Origin of the sequence: Mycobacterium palustre (assembly GCF_002101785.1) — a bacterium.
GTDB lineage: Bacteria > Actinomycetota > Actinomycetes > Mycobacteriales > Mycobacteriaceae > Mycobacterium > Mycobacterium palustre.
The window spans coordinates 1-20,705 of the sequence record NZ_LQPJ01000096.1; the positions used below are offsets into that span (position 1 = coordinate 1).

General features: G+C 70.0%; 24 protein-coding genes. 9 read left to right on the plus strand and 15 right to left on the minus strand.

The features are described from left to right. Nucleotides 1–194: 194 nt before the first annotated feature. The 3 genes from AWC19_RS11150 to AWC19_RS11160 form a co-directional block, all read right to left on the minus strand. Nucleotides 195–620 (minus strand): hypothetical protein, encoded by a 426-nt coding sequence (locus AWC19_RS11150; RefSeq protein WP_085078163.1) that lies wholly within the window; start codon nucleotides 618–620, stop codon nucleotides 195–197. Nucleotides 621–695: 75 nt separating this feature from the next. Then, entirely contained in the window at nucleotides 696–1,802 is a 1,107-nt protein-coding gene (locus AWC19_RS11155) for a class I SAM-dependent methyltransferase (protein ID WP_085078165.1), read from the minus strand. 13 nt (nucleotides 1,803–1,815) lie between these two features. Continuing rightward, on the minus strand, nucleotides 1,816–2,772 hold the full coding sequence (locus AWC19_RS11160) for an SDR family oxidoreductase (protein ID WP_085078167.1): 957 nt from the start codon (nucleotides 2,770–2,772) through the stop codon (nucleotides 1,816–1,818). Nucleotides 2,773–2,914: 142 nt separating this feature from the next. Between AWC19_RS11160 and AWC19_RS11165 the strand changes: the two genes are divergently transcribed. After that, complete coding sequence (locus tag AWC19_RS11165; protein WP_085078168.1) at nucleotides 2,915–3,640, plus strand: SHOCT domain-containing protein; 726 nt, start codon at nucleotides 2,915–2,917, stop codon at nucleotides 3,638–3,640. Nucleotides 3,641–3,724: 84 nt separating this feature from the next. Here AWC19_RS11165 and AWC19_RS11170 read toward each other — a convergent pair whose 3' ends face one another. Next, complete coding sequence (locus AWC19_RS11170; protein ID WP_085078169.1) at nucleotides 3,725–4,702, minus strand: GlxA family transcriptional regulator; 978 nt, start codon at nucleotides 4,700–4,702, stop codon at nucleotides 3,725–3,727. A gap of 94 nt (nucleotides 4,703–4,796) precedes the next feature. On the opposite strand from AWC19_RS11170, the gene AWC19_RS11175 reads away from it, so the two are divergent. Continuing rightward, a complete protein-coding gene (locus AWC19_RS11175) occupies nucleotides 4,797–5,747 on the plus strand; it encodes an NAD-dependent epimerase/dehydratase family protein (protein ID WP_085078170.1) in 951 nt (316 codons plus the stop codon). A 25-nt stretch (nucleotides 5,748–5,772) separates the two neighbouring features. On the opposite strand, the gene AWC19_RS30535 is transcribed toward AWC19_RS11175, so the two are convergent. The 6 genes from AWC19_RS30535 to AWC19_RS11205 form a co-directional block, all read right to left on the minus strand. Continuing rightward, complete coding sequence (locus AWC19_RS30535; RefSeq protein ID WP_245848902.1) at nucleotides 5,773–5,904, minus strand: multicopper oxidase domain-containing protein; 132 nt, start codon at nucleotides 5,902–5,904, stop codon at nucleotides 5,773–5,775. A gap of 409 nt (nucleotides 5,905–6,313) precedes the next feature. After that, the gene (locus AWC19_RS11185) at nucleotides 6,314–6,682 is read right to left on the minus strand and encodes a DoxX family protein (RefSeq protein WP_085078171.1); all 369 of its coding nucleotides are present in this window, start codon (nucleotides 6,680–6,682) and stop codon (nucleotides 6,314–6,316) included. Nucleotides 6,683–6,692: 10 nt separating this feature from the next. Continuing rightward, nucleotides 6,693–6,875, minus strand: coding sequence for a hypothetical protein (locus AWC19_RS30540; RefSeq protein WP_245848904.1), 183 nt, complete (start codon nucleotides 6,873–6,875; stop codon nucleotides 6,693–6,695). Between the two features lie 346 nt (nucleotides 6,876–7,221). Then, the gene (locus AWC19_RS11195; protein ID WP_085078172.1) at nucleotides 7,222–7,695 is read right to left on the minus strand and encodes a MarR family winged helix-turn-helix transcriptional regulator; all 474 of its coding nucleotides are present in this window, start codon (nucleotides 7,693–7,695) and stop codon (nucleotides 7,222–7,224) included. Nucleotides 7,696–7,869: 174 nt separating this feature from the next. Then, nucleotides 7,870–8,493, minus strand: coding sequence for an MBL fold metallo-hydrolase (locus AWC19_RS11200; RefSeq protein WP_085078173.1), 624 nt, complete (start codon nucleotides 8,491–8,493; stop codon nucleotides 7,870–7,872). Then, on the minus strand, nucleotides 8,493–9,578 hold the full coding sequence (locus tag AWC19_RS11205; RefSeq protein WP_085078174.1) for an S-(hydroxymethyl)mycothiol dehydrogenase: 1,086 nt from the start codon (nucleotides 9,576–9,578) through the stop codon (nucleotides 8,493–8,495). Before AWC19_RS11205 ends, AWC19_RS11200 begins: the two co-directional genes overlap by 1 nt. A gap of 59 nt (nucleotides 9,579–9,637) precedes the next feature. On the opposite strand from AWC19_RS11205, the gene AWC19_RS11210 reads away from it, so the two are divergent. From AWC19_RS11210 to AWC19_RS11220, 3 genes are all read left to right on the plus strand, one after another. After that, nucleotides 9,638–10,723, plus strand: coding sequence for a class I SAM-dependent methyltransferase (locus AWC19_RS11210; RefSeq protein WP_085078175.1), 1,086 nt, complete (start codon nucleotides 9,638–9,640; stop codon nucleotides 10,721–10,723). Continuing rightward, entirely contained in the window at nucleotides 10,720–11,538 is an 819-nt protein-coding gene (locus AWC19_RS11215; protein ID WP_085078176.1) for a serine hydrolase domain-containing protein, read from the plus strand. Before AWC19_RS11210 ends, AWC19_RS11215 begins: the two co-directional genes overlap by 4 nt. A gap of 141 nt (nucleotides 11,539–11,679) precedes the next feature. Beyond that, complete coding sequence (locus tag AWC19_RS11220) at nucleotides 11,680–12,192, plus strand: DUF3145 domain-containing protein (RefSeq protein WP_085078185.1); 513 nt, start codon at nucleotides 11,680–11,682, stop codon at nucleotides 12,190–12,192. A gap of 47 nt (nucleotides 12,193–12,239) precedes the next feature. Here AWC19_RS11220 and AWC19_RS11225 read toward each other — a convergent pair whose 3' ends face one another. Then, complete coding sequence (locus AWC19_RS11225; protein ID WP_085078177.1) at nucleotides 12,240–12,728, minus strand: MarR family winged helix-turn-helix transcriptional regulator; 489 nt, start codon at nucleotides 12,726–12,728, stop codon at nucleotides 12,240–12,242. A gap of 96 nt (nucleotides 12,729–12,824) precedes the next feature. Between AWC19_RS11225 and AWC19_RS11230 the strand changes: the two genes are divergently transcribed. Together AWC19_RS11230 and AWC19_RS11235 are read left to right on the plus strand one after the other, a co-directional pair. Continuing rightward, complete coding sequence (locus AWC19_RS11230) at nucleotides 12,825–13,448, plus strand: NADPH-dependent F420 reductase (RefSeq protein ID WP_085078178.1); 624 nt, start codon at nucleotides 12,825–12,827, stop codon at nucleotides 13,446–13,448. A 58-nt stretch (nucleotides 13,449–13,506) separates the two neighbouring features. After that, nucleotides 13,507–14,385: a TIGR03619 family F420-dependent LLM class oxidoreductase gene (locus AWC19_RS11235; RefSeq protein WP_085078179.1), complete on the plus strand. Its 879-nt coding sequence runs from the start codon at nucleotides 13,507–13,509 to the stop codon at nucleotides 14,383–14,385. Between the two features lie 25 nt (nucleotides 14,386–14,410). Here the strand turns inward: AWC19_RS11235 and AWC19_RS11240 are convergent, their stop codons facing one another. Both AWC19_RS11240 and AWC19_RS11245 read right to left on the minus strand, forming a co-directional pair. Continuing rightward, on the minus strand, nucleotides 14,411–15,358 hold the full coding sequence (locus tag AWC19_RS11240; RefSeq protein ID WP_085078180.1) for a diacylglycerol kinase: 948 nt from the start codon (nucleotides 15,356–15,358) through the stop codon (nucleotides 14,411–14,413). After that, nucleotides 15,355–16,932, minus strand: a complete 1,578-nt coding sequence (locus AWC19_RS11245; RefSeq protein ID WP_342743789.1) for an FAD-binding oxidoreductase — start codon at nucleotides 16,930–16,932, stop codon at nucleotides 15,355–15,357. The genes AWC19_RS11240 and AWC19_RS11245 overlap by 4 nt, the downstream gene beginning before the upstream one ends. A 47-nt stretch (nucleotides 16,933–16,979) precedes the next feature. On the opposite strand from AWC19_RS11245, the gene AWC19_RS11250 reads away from it, so the two are divergent. Both AWC19_RS11250 and AWC19_RS11255 read left to right on the plus strand, forming a co-directional pair. Further along, the gene (locus AWC19_RS11250; RefSeq protein WP_085078182.1) at nucleotides 16,980–17,549 is read left to right on the plus strand and encodes a TetR/AcrR family transcriptional regulator; all 570 of its coding nucleotides are present in this window, start codon (nucleotides 16,980–16,982) and stop codon (nucleotides 17,547–17,549) included. Continuing rightward, nucleotides 17,546–19,078, plus strand: coding sequence for a glycerol-3-phosphate dehydrogenase/oxidase (locus AWC19_RS11255; protein WP_142281118.1), 1,533 nt, complete (start codon nucleotides 17,546–17,548; stop codon nucleotides 19,076–19,078). Before AWC19_RS11250 ends, AWC19_RS11255 begins: the two co-directional genes overlap by 4 nt. Before the next feature lie 55 nt (nucleotides 19,079–19,133). On the opposite strand, the gene AWC19_RS11260 is transcribed toward AWC19_RS11255, so the two are convergent. Beyond that, a complete protein-coding gene (locus AWC19_RS11260; protein WP_085078184.1) occupies nucleotides 19,134–20,555 on the minus strand; it encodes an acyl-CoA carboxylase subunit beta in 1,422 nt (473 codons plus the stop codon). Nucleotides 20,556–20,591: 36 nt separating this feature from the next. Further along, on the minus strand, nucleotides 20,592–20,705 hold a 114-nt coding region (locus AWC19_RS30545), incomplete at its 5' end, for a hypothetical protein (protein ID WP_245848905.1).

Here is a 20,705-nt window from a genome sequence, read left to right on the forward strand (position 1 = left end):
CCCCGGCCGCGCCCGCCGCGCCGGCACCTCCAGCGCCGCCGCCCGTCCCGGCCATCCCGGCGCCGCCGCCGATCCCGCAGATCCCCGCGATTCCGCCCATTCCCCGGATCCCCGGAATCAGCGTGCCGATCCCCGGGGTGGGGTGCGTTCCGGTCGTATGTTCGCTTCGGCAGGGCCGCTAGTTAGCTTGCGGCTCAGTCGTTTTCGCCCTTGTTTTCCGCGGCCGAGGCCTTCTTCAACTCCTCGTTGAGGGCCTTGTCCTGCTCGATCTGTTCCTTCTTGGCTTGCTCGTCTTTGCCGTCGTCGCCCTCGGCCTGCGCCGTGCCGCCCTTGTCTTCTGGACCGGCGTCGAGGACCTCGTGTCGGGGATTGCCCTCGTCGTCGAGCCAGTCGTTGACCGCCGTGCCCGACACCATCCCGCCCGAACCCGGCAGCACCAAGGTCGGCCGGTCCTCGTAGGCGGTCATCATCTCGGCCGCCTGCTTCTTGTCTTCCTCGTCCGGCTCGGGCTTCTCGGTGAGCGGCCGGTCGTCGTCGTGGTCTTTCCCCCGGTCTTCGTCGTCGTCGCGCGCCCGCTGTTCGCGGTCCCGACCAGCCTCTTTGTCGTCCTGCACGCTCATGCACCTACCCCCTTGGAGTCGCAGTTCCGACCATTTCCGGGGGTTACCCAAAGCGGCGATGTGTCGAAACTCTCGCTACTGCGATCGGTTGCGCTTGACCAGCACCAGAGTCGCGAGCGGGATGCGTATCGGCTCGGGCGCGCTTGACAAACGCTCGGCGACGGCGGCCTCCAACCGCTGAAAAAACTCGGCCGCCCGCGGGTCGTCGGCGCCGCCGTCCAGCCCGCGCGCCAGGGCGGGGAAGACCGCGGCCCGCGCGAACGCCGCCCACTGCGCGCCGAAAGCCTCTGCGTCGTCGTCGCTTTGGTACCGGACCCAGAACCGGTCCTCGGCGTTGAACACCTCGAGGTGATCGATCGTCAAGCCCTCGAAACGCCCGCTGGGCGCGAACGGGGCGCACAGGTCCTTCTCGCTGCGGGCGAAGGTGGGAATGACCATGCGCCGCAACTCTTCCCGGTGCAGCAGGCCGTCGCGTACCAGCCCGCTGAGGGCGGCCAGCAGCGCCTCGAGCAACGGCTGAAAGCCGGCGTTGCCGTCGTCGTCCGCGGCCTGGGTCAACACCACCAGCCGCCCCCCGGGCGCCAGCTCGCGCCCGCGGAAGGCCACGAAGTCGTGCCAGTCGGAGGCGGCGCGGTGCGCGTAGGCGGCGCGGGCGGCGTCGTCCCCGCTGTAGGCGACGTGCACGTGGTCGGGCACCTCGCACGGGATCCGGCTCAGCCACTGCGCCGCCCACGACGTCCAGCCCAGGTTGACCGTCTTCGACGGGACGATCTGCCCGTAGAACGAGCGTCCGATCGCCGAAGCGAAACTCGTTGTGTCCGTGTGCAAATAGCTGTCCTGGTCGTCGGCGAGGGTCCGGAACAGCACCGAGAAATCGTTGTCCGGCACGTCGGTGTGCGCCACCAGGATGGCGTGGTCGTGCCGCGTGCGCCGGCGCAGCACCGCGATGGCCGCCGACAGCGGCCTCAGCGAATTGTGGCCATTGGCCGCACCGTAATCCGCGACGACGATCGGCTGCGGCGGCGTGGGCAGCGGCACCTGCTCGGCGGCCCGCTCGAACGCCGCGATGGCGTGGGCCAGCCCGGCGGCCTGCAGCCGCGACGAGGCGGTGTAGGCCGCGCTGTGCACCGGCTCCGGCCGGACCACGACGCTGGATTCGGGCATCCGGGGTTCGGGCCGCATGCCCCAACGATAGTCAGTCGGGCTTGGGGTAGCTGACCCCGGTGAGCTGCTCGGAAAGCTCCCACAGGCGCCGGCAGTCGTCCTGGTTGCGCGCCTCGGGGGGCAGCTTGGCTTCGCGCACCCCGCCGCCGGCCAACTCGTAGAACCCGCGGGGCCCGTAGAAGGCGCCGCCCTGGGCGTGCGGGGCGGCGGCGGCGTAGAGCGCCGGCAGGATCCCGTCGTCGATTTCCTGCCACAAAAACGGCGTGAGCCGCCACGACGTCTTGTACAGCCGCTCCATCAGCGAAGGCTTGTCCCGGCCGTGCGACGGGCCGGCGATCTGCAGGTTGGTCTTGGTCAGGCCGGGGTGCGCGGCGTTGGACATCACGCCCCAGCCCGCGGCGCGGCTGCGCCGGTCCAGCTCGAGGGCGAACATCAGCACGGCCAGCTTGGATTGGCCGTAGGCCGACATGGCCGCATAGGACTTCTCGAAATTGGGGTCGTCGAAGTGGATCTTGCCGCTTTGGCGGGCGGCCAGGCTGCTCAGCGACACCACGCGGGCGCCCTTGGCGGCGCGCAGCAGCGGCAGCACGTGGGCGGTGAGCGCGAAGTGGCCCAGATGGTTGCTGCCGAACTGCAATTCGAAGCCGTCGGCGGTGGTGTCGCGTTTCGGCGGTGTCATGACGCCGGCGTTGTTGATCAAGATGTCGATCGGGCGGCCCTCGGCGTTGAGGTGCTCGCCCAGCGCGGCCACCGAGGCCAGCGACGACAAATCGAGGGACTTGATGGTCAGCTTGGCGTCGGGAACCGCGGCGCGGATTTCTGCGATCGCCTTTTCACCCTTGGCGCGATTGCGGATCGCCATCACGACGTCGGCGCCTGCGGCCGACAGCCGCCGCGCAAGCCCGAACCCCAGGCCGCTGTTGGCCCCGGTAATGATCACCAGCTTCCCCGACAGGTCGGGCACCGTGGCGACAAGATCGTTGGCCATGCGTATCACTCCTATCGTGTGAACCCCGTCCCAGTCTGCCCTTCGGGTCGCCGTTAGCGAACCCTCGCGGCCGTTCCGCGCCGTCGTTTGGCGTTGCGCTGTTTCGCTGGCGTGGCCCGGCGCGCGGTGACACACTGCCTGGATGACCAGCAGACGGCTCGCCAAGGTGTCGCTGGCCACGGCCATCGCGGTGATGGTCGCGTCGGTGGCCGGCTTCATCGTCGCCCTGGTGCTCAACGCATTCTTCCTGGACAAGTACGACGCCTACGGGGAGGTGCCGGTGCCCGGCTCGGGCAACCTGTACCTGCCCGCCGGGGAGGTCACGATCAGCCTGCATACCACCGTCATCGGCAGCCCCAACGGTGGCCTGCCGGTGCCGCCGCTCGGGGTGACGATCGCGCCGCCCGAGGGGGTGGGGCAGCCGATGGTCACCGAAAGCATCGGCAGCACAACGACGGTCAACAACGACGCGCACGTGCGGGTGTGGGTGGCCCGGATTCCCGCCGCCGGCACCTACAACATCACCACCGACGGCCAAGTCAACGGCTACATCGGCCCGCGACTGGCCTTCGGCCACAAGAGTTCCTACGGCTTTTTGGTGTGGGTGTTCGTCGCGACGTTCTTCGCCGGGCTGGTGGGTTCGATCGCGTCGGGCCTGTGGTTGTCGCGCACCCGTCGCCGGGCCGTGGTGGCGGCCAACCCGTACTACCATGCGCCCGGGGTCCCGCCGGTGGCCGGTCCGCACGAGCCCAGCGACGAAGGCGTCCGGCTCGAGCGGCTCAAAACCTTGGCGTCGCTGCGGGATTCGGGCGCATTGACGGCCGACGAGTTCGAGGCCGAGAAGCGCCGAATCCTCGAGGGCCACTAGGGTTGCCTTTTCGCGGGCGTAACGTCGCTGCGAAATCTCGCGGGGCTTTTCGCAGTGAGGTTACGTCCGCGGCGGCGTCGTGGGTCAGCGGCCGCCGCGAGCGCGCGTCTTCGTCGGCGTGGGGGAGTGGGTGAACGCGGCGCGATAGGCGCTCGGCGTCAGACCGGTCGTGCGGACGAAGTGGTCGCGCAGCGAATCCACGCTGCCGAGTCCGCTGCGGTGGGCCACGACCGCGACCGGCAGGTCGGTGGTCTCCAGCAGTTCGCGGGCCCGGTCGATCCGCAGTTGCAGCAGCCACTGCAGGGGGCTCAGGCCGGTCTCGGCCCGGAATCGCCGATTGAGTGTGCGGATGCTGGTGTTGGCGTGCCGTGCCAGGTCGGCGAGCGTGAGCTTGTCCTGAATTCTCGTTAGGGCCCACGCGCGCGTCTGATCCAGGGTGGTCGGGCCCGCCGATGCGACCGGTGCGCTGAGAAATTGCGCCTGCCCGCCCGGGCGCACCGGTGCGACGACGGCAAGGCGGGCGATGTCGTTGGCCACGGCCGCGCCATGGTCGCAGCGAATCAGGTGCAGGCACAGGTCAATTCCCGCCGCCAGCCCCGCCGAGGTGACGATCGGCCCGTCTTCGACGAACAGCACTTCGGGGCGGACCAGCACCCGCGGGTAGCGCTGCGCGAGCTCCGCGGCGTAGCGCCAGTGGGTCGTCGCGCACCGCCCGTCCAGAAGACCGGCTGCGGCCAGCACGAAGGCGCCGGTGCAGATCGACGCGATCCGCGCGCCGCGGCGGGCGGCGTCTCGCAACGCCGACAACAGCTCGTCCGCGACGCCGTCTCGCGCACCCGTACCGGTGATCAGCACGGTGTCGGCGTCGGCGATCGCGTCCAAACCGCCCGTGACGAGCACGTCGAAGCCGCCGCGCGTCGCCACCGGCCCCGGCTGCGGCGTGCAGGTGCAGGTGGCGTAGGCGCTGCGGCCGTCGATCTGTACCGCGTCGAACAGCAGGTCCGGTATGGACAGCTCGAACGCGCCGACCGGTGGCACGGCGACCACCGCGATCCGATGCATGGCCAAAACCTCCGCATGTGTGGCGTTTATGCCACTTCCGGAGTGTAGTCGTCCGGGCCAATAGTGAAAGCGTCGAAGTGCCGGAAGGAGATCGATGTCTGTGAAAGTCGTTGTGGGCGCGGGCGGTACCGGTGCGGCGCTCGCCCAGCTGCTCGCCGCCGCCGGTCACGAGGTGCGGCTGGTCACCCGAAGCGGCGGTGGCCCGCGTCATCCGGGCATCCGGCGGGTCGCGCTCGACGCCTCGAACACCGATGCGCTCGCGGCCGTCCTCGCCGGCGCCACCACGTTGTACAACTGCGCCGCGCCGCCCTATCACCTGTGGCGTACGCAGCTTCCCGCGCTCGCCGCGGGCATGCTCAACGCGGCCATCGTCGCCGGCACCGACTACGTCATGTTGGGAAACCTCTACGGCTACGGGCCGGTGACCGGGCCGATCACCGAAGCCCTTCCGCTGCAACCCAACTCGGACAAGGGCGAACTCCGCGCGCGGGCCTGGCTGCAGGCAAAAGCGGCCCACGACGCGGGACGGGTGCGCGTAACCGAGGTGCGCGCCAGCGATTTCATCGGCCGCGGCGCGTTGTCGGTGTTCACCGCCATGGTCGCGCCGAAGGTGCTGGCGGGCAAAACGGCATTGTTCCCCGCCGACCTGGATGCGCCGCACAGTTGGACCGGGACCGTCGATGCCGCGCGCGCCCTGGCCGCGATCGGTGACGACGAAAGGGCGTGGGGGCGACCGTGGCACGTCCCGACCAACGCCGCCGTGTCGCCGCGCCAGTTGGCGACGGTGCTGGCTGAGTGCGCGGGGGTCGGCGCCCCGAAACTGCGCCGAATGCCACGATGGCTGTTGGCCGCGGCCGGCTTGGGCTCGAAAGCGGTGCGCGAGCTGCCCGAAATGCAGTATCAACTGCAGCGGCCGTTTGTGATGGACGCGTCGGAGACCGAGGGTACGTTCGGCTTGACCCCGACACCGCTCGCCGAGATCTTGCGCGACGGTCTGACCCGCATTCCGGCCGGTGTCGAACCCGCGCGCGGGGGGCGGTCATGAGCGAGGTGCGGTTTGGGGGTTAGGGCTACCGCGTGACGAAGTCGGCCATCATGGCCATGTCCTCGTGCTCGAGGTTGTGGCAATGCACGAGATAGGTTCCCCGGTAGTCGCTGAATTGGACGATGATCTCCACCGCCCCGGACGCCGCGACATCCACGGTGTCTCTCCAACCCGTGGTCGTAGCGGCCCGGCCCTGCCGTTGCGCGACAGCAAATGTCGGTGACGAAGCGCCAGATTTCGATTTCGGCCGGGCGCGGCGTCGCCAGCGGGCGCCGGGCTGGTACGGCTTGTTGTTGATCGTCCACCTGCCGGCGCCGCCCCGTCCGAAACAGGCAGGTGCGGGTGGTTACCGCGCGACCGCGGTCGAGCGGGGCGAAGCTGTCGCGGAGGTGATGGTGACGGCGCTGGCCCCGAGCGTGTGCAGCCTGAGCGCGTCGTATTGGCCACCGAGGAGTTACCGGCCAAGACCGCCTGCGTCAGCGCCCAGGCGATCATCAACGCCGTGCTGGCGCGCGCCAGCAGCAGCGGCACCCGCGCGCTCGGTGTGGCCGTGGCGGCTGGCACGTTCACAAGACCGTCGGATGGGCCGCGATGGTGGCGGCCAGCGTGGCACAGTTGAGCGCCAGCAGAAATCCGCCGAACATCATTTGACCGGTGAGGTCGTGGGCCAACACGTGAGTGTAGACGGCGCAGACGAAGAAGACGACCAGCCCCGCGGCGGCCGCGATGCCGATGGCTGGAATCCACAGGCCCACAACGAGTCCGACGGTGCCCAGGGTCTTCAAGGTGCCGATGGGAAACCTCAACCACGACACCGGCACGCCCGCGCTCGCCATCCCGGGCAAAATCGGCGCGAAGTGAACCAGCGCCGCGATGCCGGAGAATCCGTCGAAGGCGATGGCGACCAGCGTCAACGCAAGGTATGTGGTGTGCATGCGGGGTCTCCTATGCGGGGTTCGAAAGGTGGGGTGCCTCAGCTTGTTCCGGTAGCGGGTGAGAGCCTTTGCCCGACAGCGCTTCTTGGCGCACCATCTGCCACACGGTGGGCGTGCGCCGGGTCGTGGAGACCGTCACGATCCGCCGTATGGCGGTCGCGTCGGCGACAAGGGCGATCAGGTAGTCGGCCAAGTCGACGCGTGCGGTAAACGCCCACCGGATCCACGGGCCCGCACACGTACGTGACAGCGGAGCGCTCCCGCGCGTCTGCGGTCACGACCGTCAATCGAGGCTGGTTTAAGGGGAGTTCGCATGGCCGGCGTGTCACGGCGACTACCGAATGGCCGGCGGCCAACCCGCGTGCGCTAGCGAGCCGGCCGGTGGTCCGGTTGGACCCGAAGATCACCAACCTCATCGCGCGCTCCCCGGGGTGCAAAATGTCATGTTTCGTGATTATCATATTATATGACAATCATTAGGATGTGCTAGTACGTCTTCGTAGGGACGCGAGCATGCCCCCGGGAGTCCCCCCCGAGAATCACGCCAATCTGGGATGGACTCCCGGGATGAGGCCCGCTCCGGCGGCCACGCGCTGCAGCAGGCGCCGCAGCGTGGCGCGCTCTTTCGCTGACAGCGGCGCGGCGATTTCGTCTTCGAGCTCGCGGGCCTGGTCGTCCAGGGCCGGCAGCAGGCGGCGGGCTTTGGGGGTGAGGGTGACGGCGACGGCGCGCCGGTCCTCGGGATGGGTCAAACGCTTGGCCAGGCCTTGTTTCTCGAGGTTGTCGATGACGGTGACCATGGCGTTGCGGTGGAAGCCGAGCCGCTCGGATAGCTGGCGCTGCGACTGTCCGTCGTCGTTGGCGAGCGTCAGCAAGACCGCGTAGGTGCGGGGGTCGGCCCCGATCGGCGCCAGCCGGCGCTGGAAGTCGCCGCTGACATGGGCTCCCAGCTGCGAGAGCAGAAACGGGATTCGTTCGTCGAGTTCGGCGATGCCGGAGCGGTTTTCAGCCATCGGCCAAGATTAGCACCGGTTGAGATTGTCACGGACCCTGATAATCCGGGCTGAAGGCCTCGCGAACGTAACGTCGCTGCGAAATCTCGCGGGGGATTTCGCAGTGAGGATACGCTCGCGGGCGAGATGGGCGCGGGGGAGCGGCCCGAGCGTGGCCCAGGCGCGCCCACAAGCTCAGTGGCCGCGGGCCACCCACTCCTCGTAGTGCACGATCTCGTCGCCGATGGTCGTGCTGTCGCCGTGGCCGGTGTGCACGATCGTCTCGCCGGGCAGCTTGCCCAGCCGCTCGGAGATCGACTGCAGGATCGTCGGAAAGTCCGAGTACGAGCGGCCGGTCGCGCCCGGGCCGCCGGAAAACAGCGTGTCACCGCTGAACACCACGCCCAGGTCATGGGCGTACCAGCACACCGAGCCGGGCGAGTGGCCCGGGGTGTGGATCGCCCGCAGCTCCGTCCCTCCCACGCTCACCGTCTCGCCGTCGGAGATGGAGCGGAAGTCGTTGTCGGGGTGCGTCATTCGCCAGAGCACCTCGTCGGCCGGATGCAGCAGCACGGGCGCGTCGAGCGTCTCGCCGAGTTCCGGAGCCACCGTCACGTGGTCGTTGTGGCCGTGCGTGCACACCACCGCCACCACGTGGCGGCCGCCCACGGCCTCGACGATCGGCGCCGCGTCGTGTGCGGCGTCGAACACCACCACGTTGGAGTTATCGCCGACCAGCCAGATGTTGTTGTCGACTTCCCAACTGCCGCCGTCGAGTTCGAAGGTGCCATGGGTCACGACCCGGTCGATGGAAACCATCAGAGCATCACCACCGAACGCAACACGTTGCCGCCGTGCATCTTGTGGAAGGCCTCCTCGACGTCACCGAGCCCGATGCGTTCGGAGACGAACTGCTCCAGCGGCAGCCGTCCCTGCAGATACAGGTCGATCAGGGTGGGGAAGTCGCGTTCCGGCAGGCAATCGCCGTACCACGACGACTTTAGCGACCCGCCGTGGCTGAAGAAGTCCACCAGCGGCATGTCGAGGCGCATGTCGGGGGTCGGAACCCCAACCAGCACAACGGTTCCCGCGAGGTCGCGGGCGTAGAAGGCCTGCTGCCAGGTCTCCGGACGGCCCACCGCGTCGATCGCCACGTTCACGCCGAAGCCGTCGGTGAGGTCCTGGATGGTCTTGACGACGTCCAGTTCGCGGGCGTTGATGGTGTGGGTGGCGCCGAACTTGCGGGCCCAATCCAGCTTGGCGTTGTCGGTGTCGACGGCGATGATCTTGCGGGCCCCGACCAGCGCGGCCCCGGCGATCGCGGCGTCGCCGACACCGCCGCAGCCGATCACCGCGACGGTGTCGTCGCGGGTCACCGCGCCGGTGTTGATCGCGGCCCCAATGCCGGCCATCACGCCGCAGCCCAGCAGCCCGGCGACGGCCGGGTCGGCCTGGGGGTCGACCTTGGTGCACTGGCCGGCGTGCACCAGCGTCTTGTCGGCGAAGGCGCCGATGCCCAGCGCCGGGGTGAGCTCGGTGCCGTCGGTCAGCGTCATCTTCTGTTCGGCGTTGAACGTGTCGAAGCACAGGTGGGGTCGGCCGCGCTTGCAGGCCCGGCACTGCCCGCACACCGCGCGCCAGTTCAGGATCACGAAGTCGCCCGGCTCGACGGCCGTCACGCCCGGCCCGACCGCCTCGACGGTGCCGGCGGCCTCGTGGCCGAGCAGGAACGGGTACTCGTCGTTGATGCCACCCTCGCGGTAGGTCAGGTCGGTGTGGCACACCCCGCAGGCGATGACGTCGACGAGCGCCTCGCCGGGGCCGGGATCCGGGACGACGATGTCGACCAGCTCGACGGGCTCGCCCTTCTTACGTGAAATGACTCCGCGCACTGTCTGGCTCATGGGCTACAACCTACTGGCGGGCCGAATGCGCTGCGCAACCGGTGTAGCGTCTACATGACGTGACGACAGTCGACAATCGCCGAGACGAATCCGCTGAAACCGCCGAACAATTCACCGAACGAGTGGTCTCGGCCATCGACGCCGCGAGCCTCACTCTCCTGCTGAGCATCGGGCATCAGACCGGCCTGCTGGACACCATGGCCGGGCTGCCGCCGGCCACCAGCGCCCGGATCGCCGAGGCCGCCGGCCTCAACGAGCGCTACGTCCGCGAATGGCTGGCCGGCATGACCACCGGCCACGTCGTCGACTACGACCCCGGCACCGGCACCTACACGCTGCCCCCGCACCGCGCGGCCGCGCTGACCCGAAAGGCCGGTCCGGACAACCTGGCCGTCGTCGCCCAGTTCGTCCCGCTGCTCGCCGAGGTCGAGCAGAAGGTGGTCGGGTGCTTCCGGACCGGCGGCGGGGTGCCCTACAGCGAGTTCCCGCGATTCCATCGGCTGCAGGCCGAGCAGAGCGGGGTGGTGTTCGACGCCGCGCTCGTCGACGTCGTGCTGCCGTTGGTCGACGGCCTGGTCGAGCGGCTGCGCTCCGGCGCGGACGTGGCCGACTTCGGTTGCGGCAGCGGCCACGCCGTCAACCTGATGGCGAAGGCCTTCCCGGAGAGCCGGTTCACCGGCATCGACTTCTCCGAGGAGGCGGTTGCGGTCGGCCGGCAGGAGGCCGCGCGCCTCGGGCTGAGGAATGCGACCTTTGCCAGCCACAATCTGTCGGAGCTGACCACGGTCGGCGGCTACGACGTCATCACCGTGTTCGACGCCATCCACGACCAGGCCCAGCCGGCGCGGGTGCTGGCGAACATCCATCGCGCCTTGCGACCCGGCGGCGTCCTGCTGATGGCCGACATCAAGGCGTCGAGCCGGCTCGAGGACAACGTCGACGCCCCGATGAGCACCTACCTCTACACCGTCTCGCTGATGCACTGCATGACGGTGTCGCTGGCGCTCGATGGCGCCGGGCTCGGCGCGGCCTGGGGAGCGCAGCTGGCCACCGCGATGCTGGCCGACGCCGGGTTCGACGACGTCCGAGTGGCCGAGACCGAGGCCGATCCGATCAACAACTACTACATCGCCACCAAGGGATGACCGCCCTCGACCTGCTCGGCGATTGGCCGGTGGCCAATGCCGCCGCCGCGGTGATCGGCCCCGCCGGCGTGCTGGCCGGCCACGGCGACACCGAGCGGGTGTTCCCGCTGGCGTCGGTGACCAAGCCGCTGGCGGCGCGGGCCGTACAGGTCGCCGTCGAGGAGGGCGTCGTCGAGCTCGACACCGAGGCCGGACCGCCCGGATCCACGGTGCGTCACCTGCTGGCGCACGCGTCGGGTCTGGCGTTGGAATCCGACCGCGTGCTGGCCCCGCCGGGCACCCGCCGGGTGTACTCCAACTACGGCTTCGCCGTGCTGGCCCGGGCGGTCGAAGAGCAGTCGGGGATCGAATTCGGCCGCTACCTGGCCGAGGCGGTGTGCGAACCGCTGGGCATGGCGGCGACGCGGCTGGCGGGCGGCGCCGCGGCGGCCGGATTCGGGGCCACCTCGACCGTCGCCGACCTGGCCGCCTTCGCCGGTGACCTGCTGCGCCCGGCAACGGTCTCCCCGCAACTGCACGCCGAGGCGACGACCGTGCAATTCCCCGGCCTGGACGGCGTCCTGCCCGGATACGGCACCCAGCGGCCCAACGACTGGGGGCTGGGATTCGAGATTCGCGACTCGAAGGCGCCGCACTGGACCGGGTCGCGCAACTCGGCGCGGACGTACGGCCACTTCGGCCAGGCGGGCGGCTTCATCTGGGTCGATCCCGAGCTGGACCTGGCGGTGGTGGCGCTCACCGATCGCGACTTCGGGGAGTGGGCGCTGCGGCCCTGGCCAGCGTTTTCGGACGCGGTCATCGCCGAATACGCCTAATTCGCATCGCACACTAGCGCAACATGGGTATCACAGGGCACAATAGACACGCAGGACACAAGAATAGTTAGCAGGCATCCCGCTTATCGGGCCACCAGGTCGTTGGGGAAGACGTCCCTCGTGGAACCGAAGGAGCAGGAGATGCGTGCATCGAACCAATTCGCCGACGTGACGACAGGCGTGGTGTACGTCCACGCCTCGCCGGCGGCGGTATGCCCGCATGTCGAGTGGGCGTTGTCGTCGACCCTGCAAGCCAAGGCCAACCTGGTGTGGACGCCGCAGCCGGCGATGCCCGGGCAGCTGCGGGCGGTCACCAACTGGGTCGGGCCGGTGGGCACCGGCGCCCGGCTGGCCAACGCGCTGCGCTCCTGGTCGGTGCTGCGGTTCGAGGTCACCGAGGACCCCAGCCCCGGGGTCGACGGCCAGCGCTTCAGCCACACGCCCCAGCTCGGGCTGTGGAGCGGGTCGACGAGCGCCAACGGCGACGTCATGGTCGGCGAGATGCGGCTGCGGGCGATGATGGCGCAGGGCGCCGACACGCTGGCCGCCGAGCTCGACTCGGTGCTGGGCACCGCGTGGGACGAGGCGCTCGAGGTGTATCGCGACGGCGGCGACGCCGGCGAGGTGACCTGGCTCAGCCGCGGCGTCGGGTAGCGGCAAGCGCCCATTCGGAGAACGCCCGGCTCGGGTGAACCGGCGCGCTATGCGGGCTCGGCGGGATCGTCGTGCGCGGGGGCGTCTTCTTTGGCCAGGTGGTGCAGCACTCGTTCGTTGAGGGCGGCGAGGATGTCGAGCTCAGCAGGGCTGAGCAGGTCGATGAAATGCCGGCGGACGTTTTCGACGTGCCCGGGCGCCGCCTTCTCGATGGCGGCGCGACCGGCCGGCAGCAGGCAGACCATGGTGCTGCGCGCGTCGTCGGGGTTGGGCTCGCGGCAGATCAACCCGTCCTGCTCCATGCGCCGCACCTGGTGGGAGACGCGGCTCTTTTCCCAGCCCAGCGTTTTGCACAGGTCGTGCGCGGACATGCGGTCCCCGTCGTGGCTCGATAGCACCGCCAAGACCTCGTAATCGGCCGCGGACAGGCCCGATTCCTGCAGACCCCGCGCCAGCTGCAGACCGAGTCGATGATGCGCGTGCACGAACGCCCGCCAGGCGCGGTCTTCGCGGGGGCTCAGCCACTTCGGTTGCATCGACGACCATGCTAGCCGGTTGGTTGACGCATCAACAAGTTGGGCATAAGGTTGAGACGTCAACCTTTCGAACTGGCAGTCAGGATGGGACACCACATGAGCAGCATCAGCATCATCGGCACCGGGAACATGGCCCGCGCCATCGGCGCGCTGGCGGTAGCGGGCGGCAACCAGGTCGAGGTGATAGGCCGCGATCAGTCCAAGGCCGCCGAGCTGGCCAAGGCCCTCGGGGGCGGCGCGACGACCGGGGAGTTCGGCGCCGTCCCGGCCGGGGACATCGTCGTCGTGGCGTTGTTGTACGCCAGTGTCGTTCCGGTCGTCACCCGGTACGGCGACGCCCTCGCGGGCAAGGTCATCGTCGACATCAGCAACCCCTTCAATTCCGCGGCCGACGGGCTGGCCATCCCCGAGCACATCTCGATCGCGCAGGAAGTCGCCAAGGCGGCCCCGGCCAGCGCCAGCGTCGTGAAGGCGTTCAACACCATCTTCGGTGTCGTCCTGGCCCAGGCCCGGCCGCTCGACGTCTTCATCGCCGGCGACGACACCCGCGCCAAGGCCAGCGTGGCGGAGTTCGTCGAGAGCCTCGGGTTGCGCCCGCTGGACGTCGGCGGCCTGCACATGGCGCACTGGCTGGAAGGAATGGGCCTGGTCGTGATGGGCCTCGCCCGCCACGGGATAGGCAACTTCGACTTCGCCCTCGGCGCCGCGATTCCCGGCTGAGCCGCGCGGCGGGCCCGTACGAACAGTCGATGGATCACCAAAAGAAACAGTTCTCGCGATGAAGCTTGGTTTCGCGCTTCCCATCGTCGGCCCCGCCATCACCAGCGCCGCCGGTCTGAGTGACTTTTGCCGCGGGCTCGAGGAGCTTGGCTACGACACGCTCTGGGTCGGCGACCGACTGGTCACGCCGGTCGACATGCACAGCACCTATCCGGGCAAGGAGCAGCCGTACCCGCCGCAAATGACGCGTTACCTCGATCCGGTGCTGCTGTGGACGGTCGCCGCGACCGCGACCAGCCGGGTGCGGCTGAACTCCAGCACGCTCAGCACGTTCTACTACGAGCCGGTGCACCTGGCCCGGCTGCTGACCACGCTCGACGTGCTCAGCGACGGCCGCCTTGGCGTCGGCGTGGGAATCGGGTGGATGAAGGACGAACACGACATCGCCCGCGGCGCGGACTGGCGCCGGCGCGGGAAGATGCTCGACGACCTGCTGGCGTTCCTGCACAAGTGGTGGACGACCACGCCGGTCTCTTGGGACAGCGAGTTCTTCTCGCTGCCGCCGGTGCACGCCGACCTGCGCCCGGCCCAGGCCGGCGGTCCGCCCATCTGGATCGGCGGTGCCAGCGAGGCCGCGATGCGCCGGGTCGGCCGCAGCGGCACCGGCTGGCTCGGGGTCGAGGGGCTGCAAGACGAGGTCACCGACCACTTGTGGGCGATCGCGCGCCGTGCGGCAGAAGACGCCGGCCGCGATCCAGACGCGCTGAAGAAGGCCATGCGGCTCAACCTCGAACCCGGCACGTCCGTCGACTCCGTTGCCGACCGGCTCGAGCGCCTGGCCGGGTCCGGCGTTGACGAGGCGATCGTGGATGCCTTCGCAATGTTTCCCAGCCTCGAGGAGTTGCTCGACTTCGCCGGCCAGGTGATCGGCCGATGAAGACGGTGGCACGGCGGCGGTCTGACTACACACCACGCTCGAGCGGCTGATGGCTTTCAATGCCGGGCCGACGCAGGATCTGTAGCGCGGCGGGCACCACCGATATCTCGGCGGGCAGCGGGCACGCGAAATCGCCGTCGGCGTAGACGTTGATGCCGGGGCACTCGACATGGACGGACTTCGCGCGCGCCGTGCTCACCTCCTCGAGGTCGACGTGGGTGCCCTTCATCACGGTGGGGAAGAGGCGGACCAGCTTGGTGCGGGACGCCGAGTGGGCCATCGTGATGTCGAGCAGGCCGTCGGTGGGGTCGGCATTGGGGCAGATCAGCAGCCCGCCGCCGTAGCTGCGGGTGTTGCCGAACGCCGCCAGTGTGATGTCGGCGTCGATCTCCCTGGTTCCGTCGAGCACCATCCGGAACGGCAGGAGCCGCAGCTGCGACAGCTCGGCGAGCATGGCGAGGTAGTAGCGCAACCGCCCGTGGGGCCAGGTCATGCGGTTGGCCCGGTCGGTGACCAGGGAATCGAACCCGGTGGCCGCCACGGTGCCGAACCACTTGTCGACCCCGCCGCCCTGGATGCGGCCCAGGTCGATGGTCTCGGCCCAGCCGTCGGCGACGATGTCCGCGGCGGCCGCGGGATCCTTTGTCGGAACGCCGAATTCGCGAGCGTGGTCGTTGCCGGTGCCGGCCGGGACGATGCCCAGCGGAATGTCGGTGCCGGCCAGCACCTGCAGCGCGTTGGAGACGACGCCGTCGCCGCCGGTGACCACGACCGCGTCGGTACCCCTTTCGAGCTCGGCGGCGACCAAGTGGCGCGCGTCTTCCGCGTCGTCGCCGATGATTTCGGTGACCTGCACGCCCCGCTCGTGCAGCCGGGCGATCGCCACCTGCGCCGCGCGTAGCGCCGCGCCGTGCCCCGAGGCGGGATTGGTCAGCGCGGTCACCTTGGCGATCTCGCGCCGGCGGCGCGTCACGGAATCAGCTTGCCGGGGTTGAGGATTCCGGCCGGGTCCAGGGCCGCCTTGACCGCGCGCAACACCTGCACGCCGAGGTCGCCGACCTCGTCGCGCATCCAGGCCCGGTGGTCGGCGCCGACCGCGTGATGGTGGGTGATGGTGCCGCCGGCGGCCATGATCGCGTCGGACGCCGCCTTCTTGGCCGCACGCCACTGCTCGATCGGATTTCCGCGCTGCCCGGCGACGACGGTGAAGTACAGCGACGCGCCGGTGGGGTAGACGTGGGAGATGTGGCACATCACCAGCGCCGGCGTGCCGGTATCGGCCAACGCCTCCGTAAGCGCCTGGGTGACAGCGGATTTCAGCGTCGGCAGGTTCGACCATGTGGTGGCGGTTTCGAGCGTCTCGCAAAGCGCGCCCGCCGACAGCAGCGCGTCGCGCAGGTAGGGCGCGCCGAACCGCCCCCGCTCCCACGCCCGCGCCGGCCCCTCGCCCAGTGACGTGCCGCCGTGGGCCGCGAGCAGCGCGCTGGTCTCGGCGTGCCGGCTTTCGACGTGTACCTCGGTGCCCTCGAACACGGTGATCGCCAGGCAGCCGCCGGTGACCTGGTTTTCCCCGATCGCCTCGGTGGTCGCCAGGTTGACGCCGGTCTCGGCCTCGTCGGAGAGCCGGATGACGGTGGGGCCGGCGGCATTCTGCGTGACGGCGCGCAGGGCCGCGGCCCCGGTTTCGAAATCGGGGAACGACCACGCCTCATAGCGCACGGCTTCGGGGATGCGGTGCACCCGCAGCCGCACCTGGGTGATGACGCCGAAGGTGCCTTCCGAGCCCAGCATCAGCTGGCGCAGGTCGGGGCCCGCGGCCGATTCCGGCGCGCGGCCCAGGTCCAGGGTGCCGGCCGGGGTGACGATCCGCAGCCCGCGCACCATGTCGTTGAACCGGCCGTAGCCGGCGGAGTCCTGGCCCGACGAGCGCGTCGCGGCGAAGCCGCCGATGGTGGCGTACTCGAAGCTCTGCGGGAAATGGCCGAGCGAGAAACCGTGTTCGCGCAGCAGGCGTTCGGCGTTCGGCCCGGTCACCCCGGCGCCCAGGACGGCCTGGCCGGACACCTCGTCCAGCTCGACGAGTTGGTCGAGGCGCCGCAGATCCAGCGAGACCACCGCGTCGAACCCGCCCCGGATCGGGTCGAGCCCACCCACCACGCTGGTGCCGCCGCCGAACGGCACGACGGCGATGCGGTGCCCGGAGCAGTAGCGCAGGACCGCCAGCACGGCCTCGTCGTCGCCGGGCAACAGGATGGCGTCGGGCCCGTCCTGCACCGGGTGCTTGCGCCGCAGCAGGTCGAGCGTGGACTTGCCGCCGGCGTGCAGCAGGCGGTCGGGGTCGCCGGTGCGGCAGTATTCGGCGCCGACGATTTTGGCCAGGGCGTCGCGATCGGCCCGCGACAGCGCGGACGGGCGCAGCTTGACGTCGTCGGCCTTCAGTTCGGCCTCGGTCGAATCCTGCACGCCGACAGCCTGTTTCAGCAGCGCGCGGATGCCGTCGGACAGGGGCTTCGCCTCGGCGGGGTCTCCCCACGCGTTCCATTTCATGGGCGGCAGGAGCTCCTCGACGTTCGTCATGCGTTACAGTATTACACATGCTGTCAATCAGTAACGCAGCCGCGGACACGGCGGACCGGATCCTCGCGGCGGCCGCCAGCTGCGTCGTCGACTTCGGCGTCGACCGGGTGACCCTCGCCGAGATCGCCCGGCGCGCGGGCGTGAGCCGCCCGACCGTCTACCGCCGCTGGCCCGACACCAAGTCGATCGTGGCGGCGCTGCTGACCCAGCGCATCACCGGCGTGATGCGCGACGCGCCGTTGCTCGGCGACGACCGGGAATCCCTTGTGCGACAGATCGTTACGGTCGCCGAGCTGGTGCGGCGCGACGAGCTGGTGATGTCGGTGCTGCACTCCGAGCTCGCGCCCATCTACATCACCGAGCGCCTCGGAACCAGCCAGCAGATGTTGATCGACGCGCTGGCGCAGCGGCTGCGGGCGGCCCAGCGCCACGGCAGCGTCCGCCCCGGCGACCCGTTGCAGATGGCCACCATGGTCCTGCTGATCACCCAGTCGACCATCCAGTCCGAACGGATCGTGCGGCCTCTGTTGGACGCCGAGGCGCTGGCCACCGAACTCGCCTGCGCGCTGAACGGCTACCTGTCGTGACGGCCCTCAACGCCGCCCGGCGCACGGCCGACCTGGACGCCCTGGCCGACGGCGCGCCGTTGGACGTCGTCGTGATCGGCGGGGGCATCACCGGGGCCGGGATCGCCCTGGACGCCGCGTCGCGCGGGCTGCGGGTGGCGCTGGTGGAAAAGCGCGACTTGGCGTTCGGCACCAGTCGCTGGAGCTCCAAGCTGGTGCACGGCGGGCTGCGCTACCTGGCGACCGGCAACGTGGGCATCGCCCGGCGCAGCGCCGTCGAACGCGGAATCCTGATGACGCGCAACGCCCCTCACCTCGTTCACGCGATGCCGCAGCTGGTTCCGTTGCTGCCCTCGCTGAACCGCGGCAAGCGGGCGTTGGTGCGCGCCGGGTTCATGGCCGGGGACGCGTTGCGGTGGCTGGCGGGCACGCCGGCCTCCACCTTGCCGCGGTCGCGGCGCGTGCCGGCGGCGCGCGTGGTGGAGATGGCGCCCACGGTGCTGCGCGACGGGCTGGACGGCGGCTTGCTGGCCTACGACGGCCAGCTGATCGACGACGCGCGGCTGGTGACCGCGGTCGCGCGCACCGCGGCTCAGCACGGCGCGCGGATCCTCACCTACGTCGCGGCGTCGGACGCCGGCGGCGCGTCGGTGCGGTTGACCGACCAGCGGACCGGACAGTCGTTCGACGTGTCGGCGCGCGCCGTCATCAACGCCGCCGGCGTGTGGGCCGGCGAGATCGACGGCTCGTTGCGGCTGCGGCCCAGCCGCGGCACCCATCTCGTGTTCGATGCCGCCGCCTTCGGGAATCCCGTTGCCGCGCTGACCATTCCGATTCCGGGCGAGCTCAACCGCTTCGTGTTCGCCATGCCCGAGCAGCTGGGCCGGGTCTACCTGGGGCTGACCGACGAGGCCGCGCCCGGCCCGGTGCCCGACGTGCCGGAGCCTTCCGCCGAGGAGATCGCGTTTCTGCTCGACACGGTGAACATCGCGCTGGGCAGCCGGCTCGGGACCGCCGACGTGATCGGTGCGTACGCCGGTCTGCGGCCGCTGATCGACAGCGGGGAGGGCCGCACCGCCGACGTGTCGCGCGAGCACGCCGTCGTCGAATCGTCGTCGGGGCTGATCAGCGTGATCGGAGGCAAGCTCACCGAATACCGGTACATGGCAGAGGATGTGCTCGACCGCGCCATCGCCCTGCGCGGGCTGCGCCCGATGGCCCCGTGCCGCACCCGCAACCTCCCGCTGATCGGGGCGCCGGCCAACCCGGGGACGGCGATACCGCCGATGGCAGGCCTGCCGGAGTCGCTGGTGGCGCGCTACGGCGCCGAGGCCGTCAACGTGATCGGCGCCGCCGCGTGCGAGCGGCCCGTCGACCCCGTCGCCGAGGGCATCGACGTGACGCGGGCGGAGTTCGAATACGCCGTCACCCACGAGTGCGCGCTGGACGCCGAGGACATCCTGGACCGGCGGACCCGCATCGGGCTGGTGCCCCGCGACCGCGAGCGCGCAGTCGCCGTGGCCGAGGAGTTCGTGGCGCGCTTCGGCTGAAGTGGGCCGGGCCCGCCGCGCCGTTGCTCGCGGCGAACTCGCGGCGAAAAGGTGCCTACAGCGGGATGTTCTTGTGGCGACCGCGGCGCGCCGGCGCCTGCGCCAGCGCCTCGGTGAGCTTGCTGCGGGTGTGCGCGGGGTCAATCTTCTCGTCGACCACGCCGATCTCGATGGCGCTGTCGACGCCCCCGGCGATCCGCTCGTGCTCGGCGGCCAGCTGCTCGTGCAGCGCCTCGCGCTCGTGCTCGGGTGCGGCGGCCAGCTTCTTCTTGTGCAGGATGCCGACCGCGGCCTTGGCGCCCATCACCGCGACCTCGGCGTCCGGCCAGGCGAACACCTTGGTGGCGTTCAGCGACCGCGAGTTCATCGCGATGTAGGCCCCGCCGTAGGTCTTTCGGGTCACCAGCGTGACCCGCGGGACGGTGGCCTCGCCGAACGCGTGCAGCAGCTTGGCGCCGCGGCGCACCACGCCGCCCCACTCCTGGTCGACACCGGGGAGGTAGCCAGGGACGTCGACGACGACCACCAGCGGAATGCCGAACGCGTCGCACAGCCGCACGAATCGCGCTGCCTTCTCGGCGCTTTCGGAGTTCAGGCAGCCGCCCAGCCGCAGCGGGTTGTTGGCCAGCACGCCGACGGTGCGCCCGGACAGCCGGCCCAGCCCGACCACCATCGACGGCGCCCAGTTGGCCTGGAACTCGTCGAACGGGGTGTCGGCGTCGAGGATCGCGGTGACGATCGGGTGCACGTCATAGGCCCGCCGCGCCGACGCGGGCAGCAGCGCGTGGATGTCGGTGTCGCCGGCCTCGGCCTTGCTGCGGTCGAAATGCCCTTGCTGGCAAAACAATCCGACCAGCCGGCGGCCGCGCTGGTAGGCGTCGAGCTCGTCGTCGGCGACGATGTGGCACACCCCGGACTTCTTGTGGTGGGTCTCCGGGCCGCCGAGCGACGCCATGTCGACGTCCTCGCCGGTGACGCTGCGCACCACGTCGGGACCGGTGACGAAAACCCGGCTCTCCGGGGCCATTACGACGACGTCGGTCAGCGCCGGGCCGTAGGCGGCGCCGCCGGCGGCGAAACCGACGACCACCGAGACCTGCGGGATGTAGCCCGAGGCGCGGATCATCGCCTCGAAAACCTGCCCGACGGCGTGCAGCGCCCGCACGCCCTCGGCGAGCCGAGCACCGCCCGAATGCCAGATGCCCACGATCGGGCTCTGCTCCTCGATGGCGGTGTCGTACGCGTTGACGATGTGCGCACACCCCTCAACGCCCATGGCGCCGCCCATCACGGTCCCATCCGTGCAGAAGGCGATGGTGCGCACACCGTTCACGGTCCCCGCGGCGGACAGCACGCCCGAATGGTCACGCTCGTGCAGGAGCTCCACGCTGCCGTCGTCGAAGAAATTGCTCAGACGCAGCAACGGGTCGCGCGGGTCGAGCGACTCGCCAACCGACGCGGGGGCCATGATTGTCATCGCGGGTCTCCTGTTGTTCGAAAGTGCCGCTCGCGTTTAGTACCGCCCAAAGACGAGCGCCACGTTATGCCCGCCGAAGCCGAACGAGTTGTTGATCGCGTATTGGTAGTCGCCGGGTCGCGGCTTGCCCGCCACCACGTCCAAATCGAA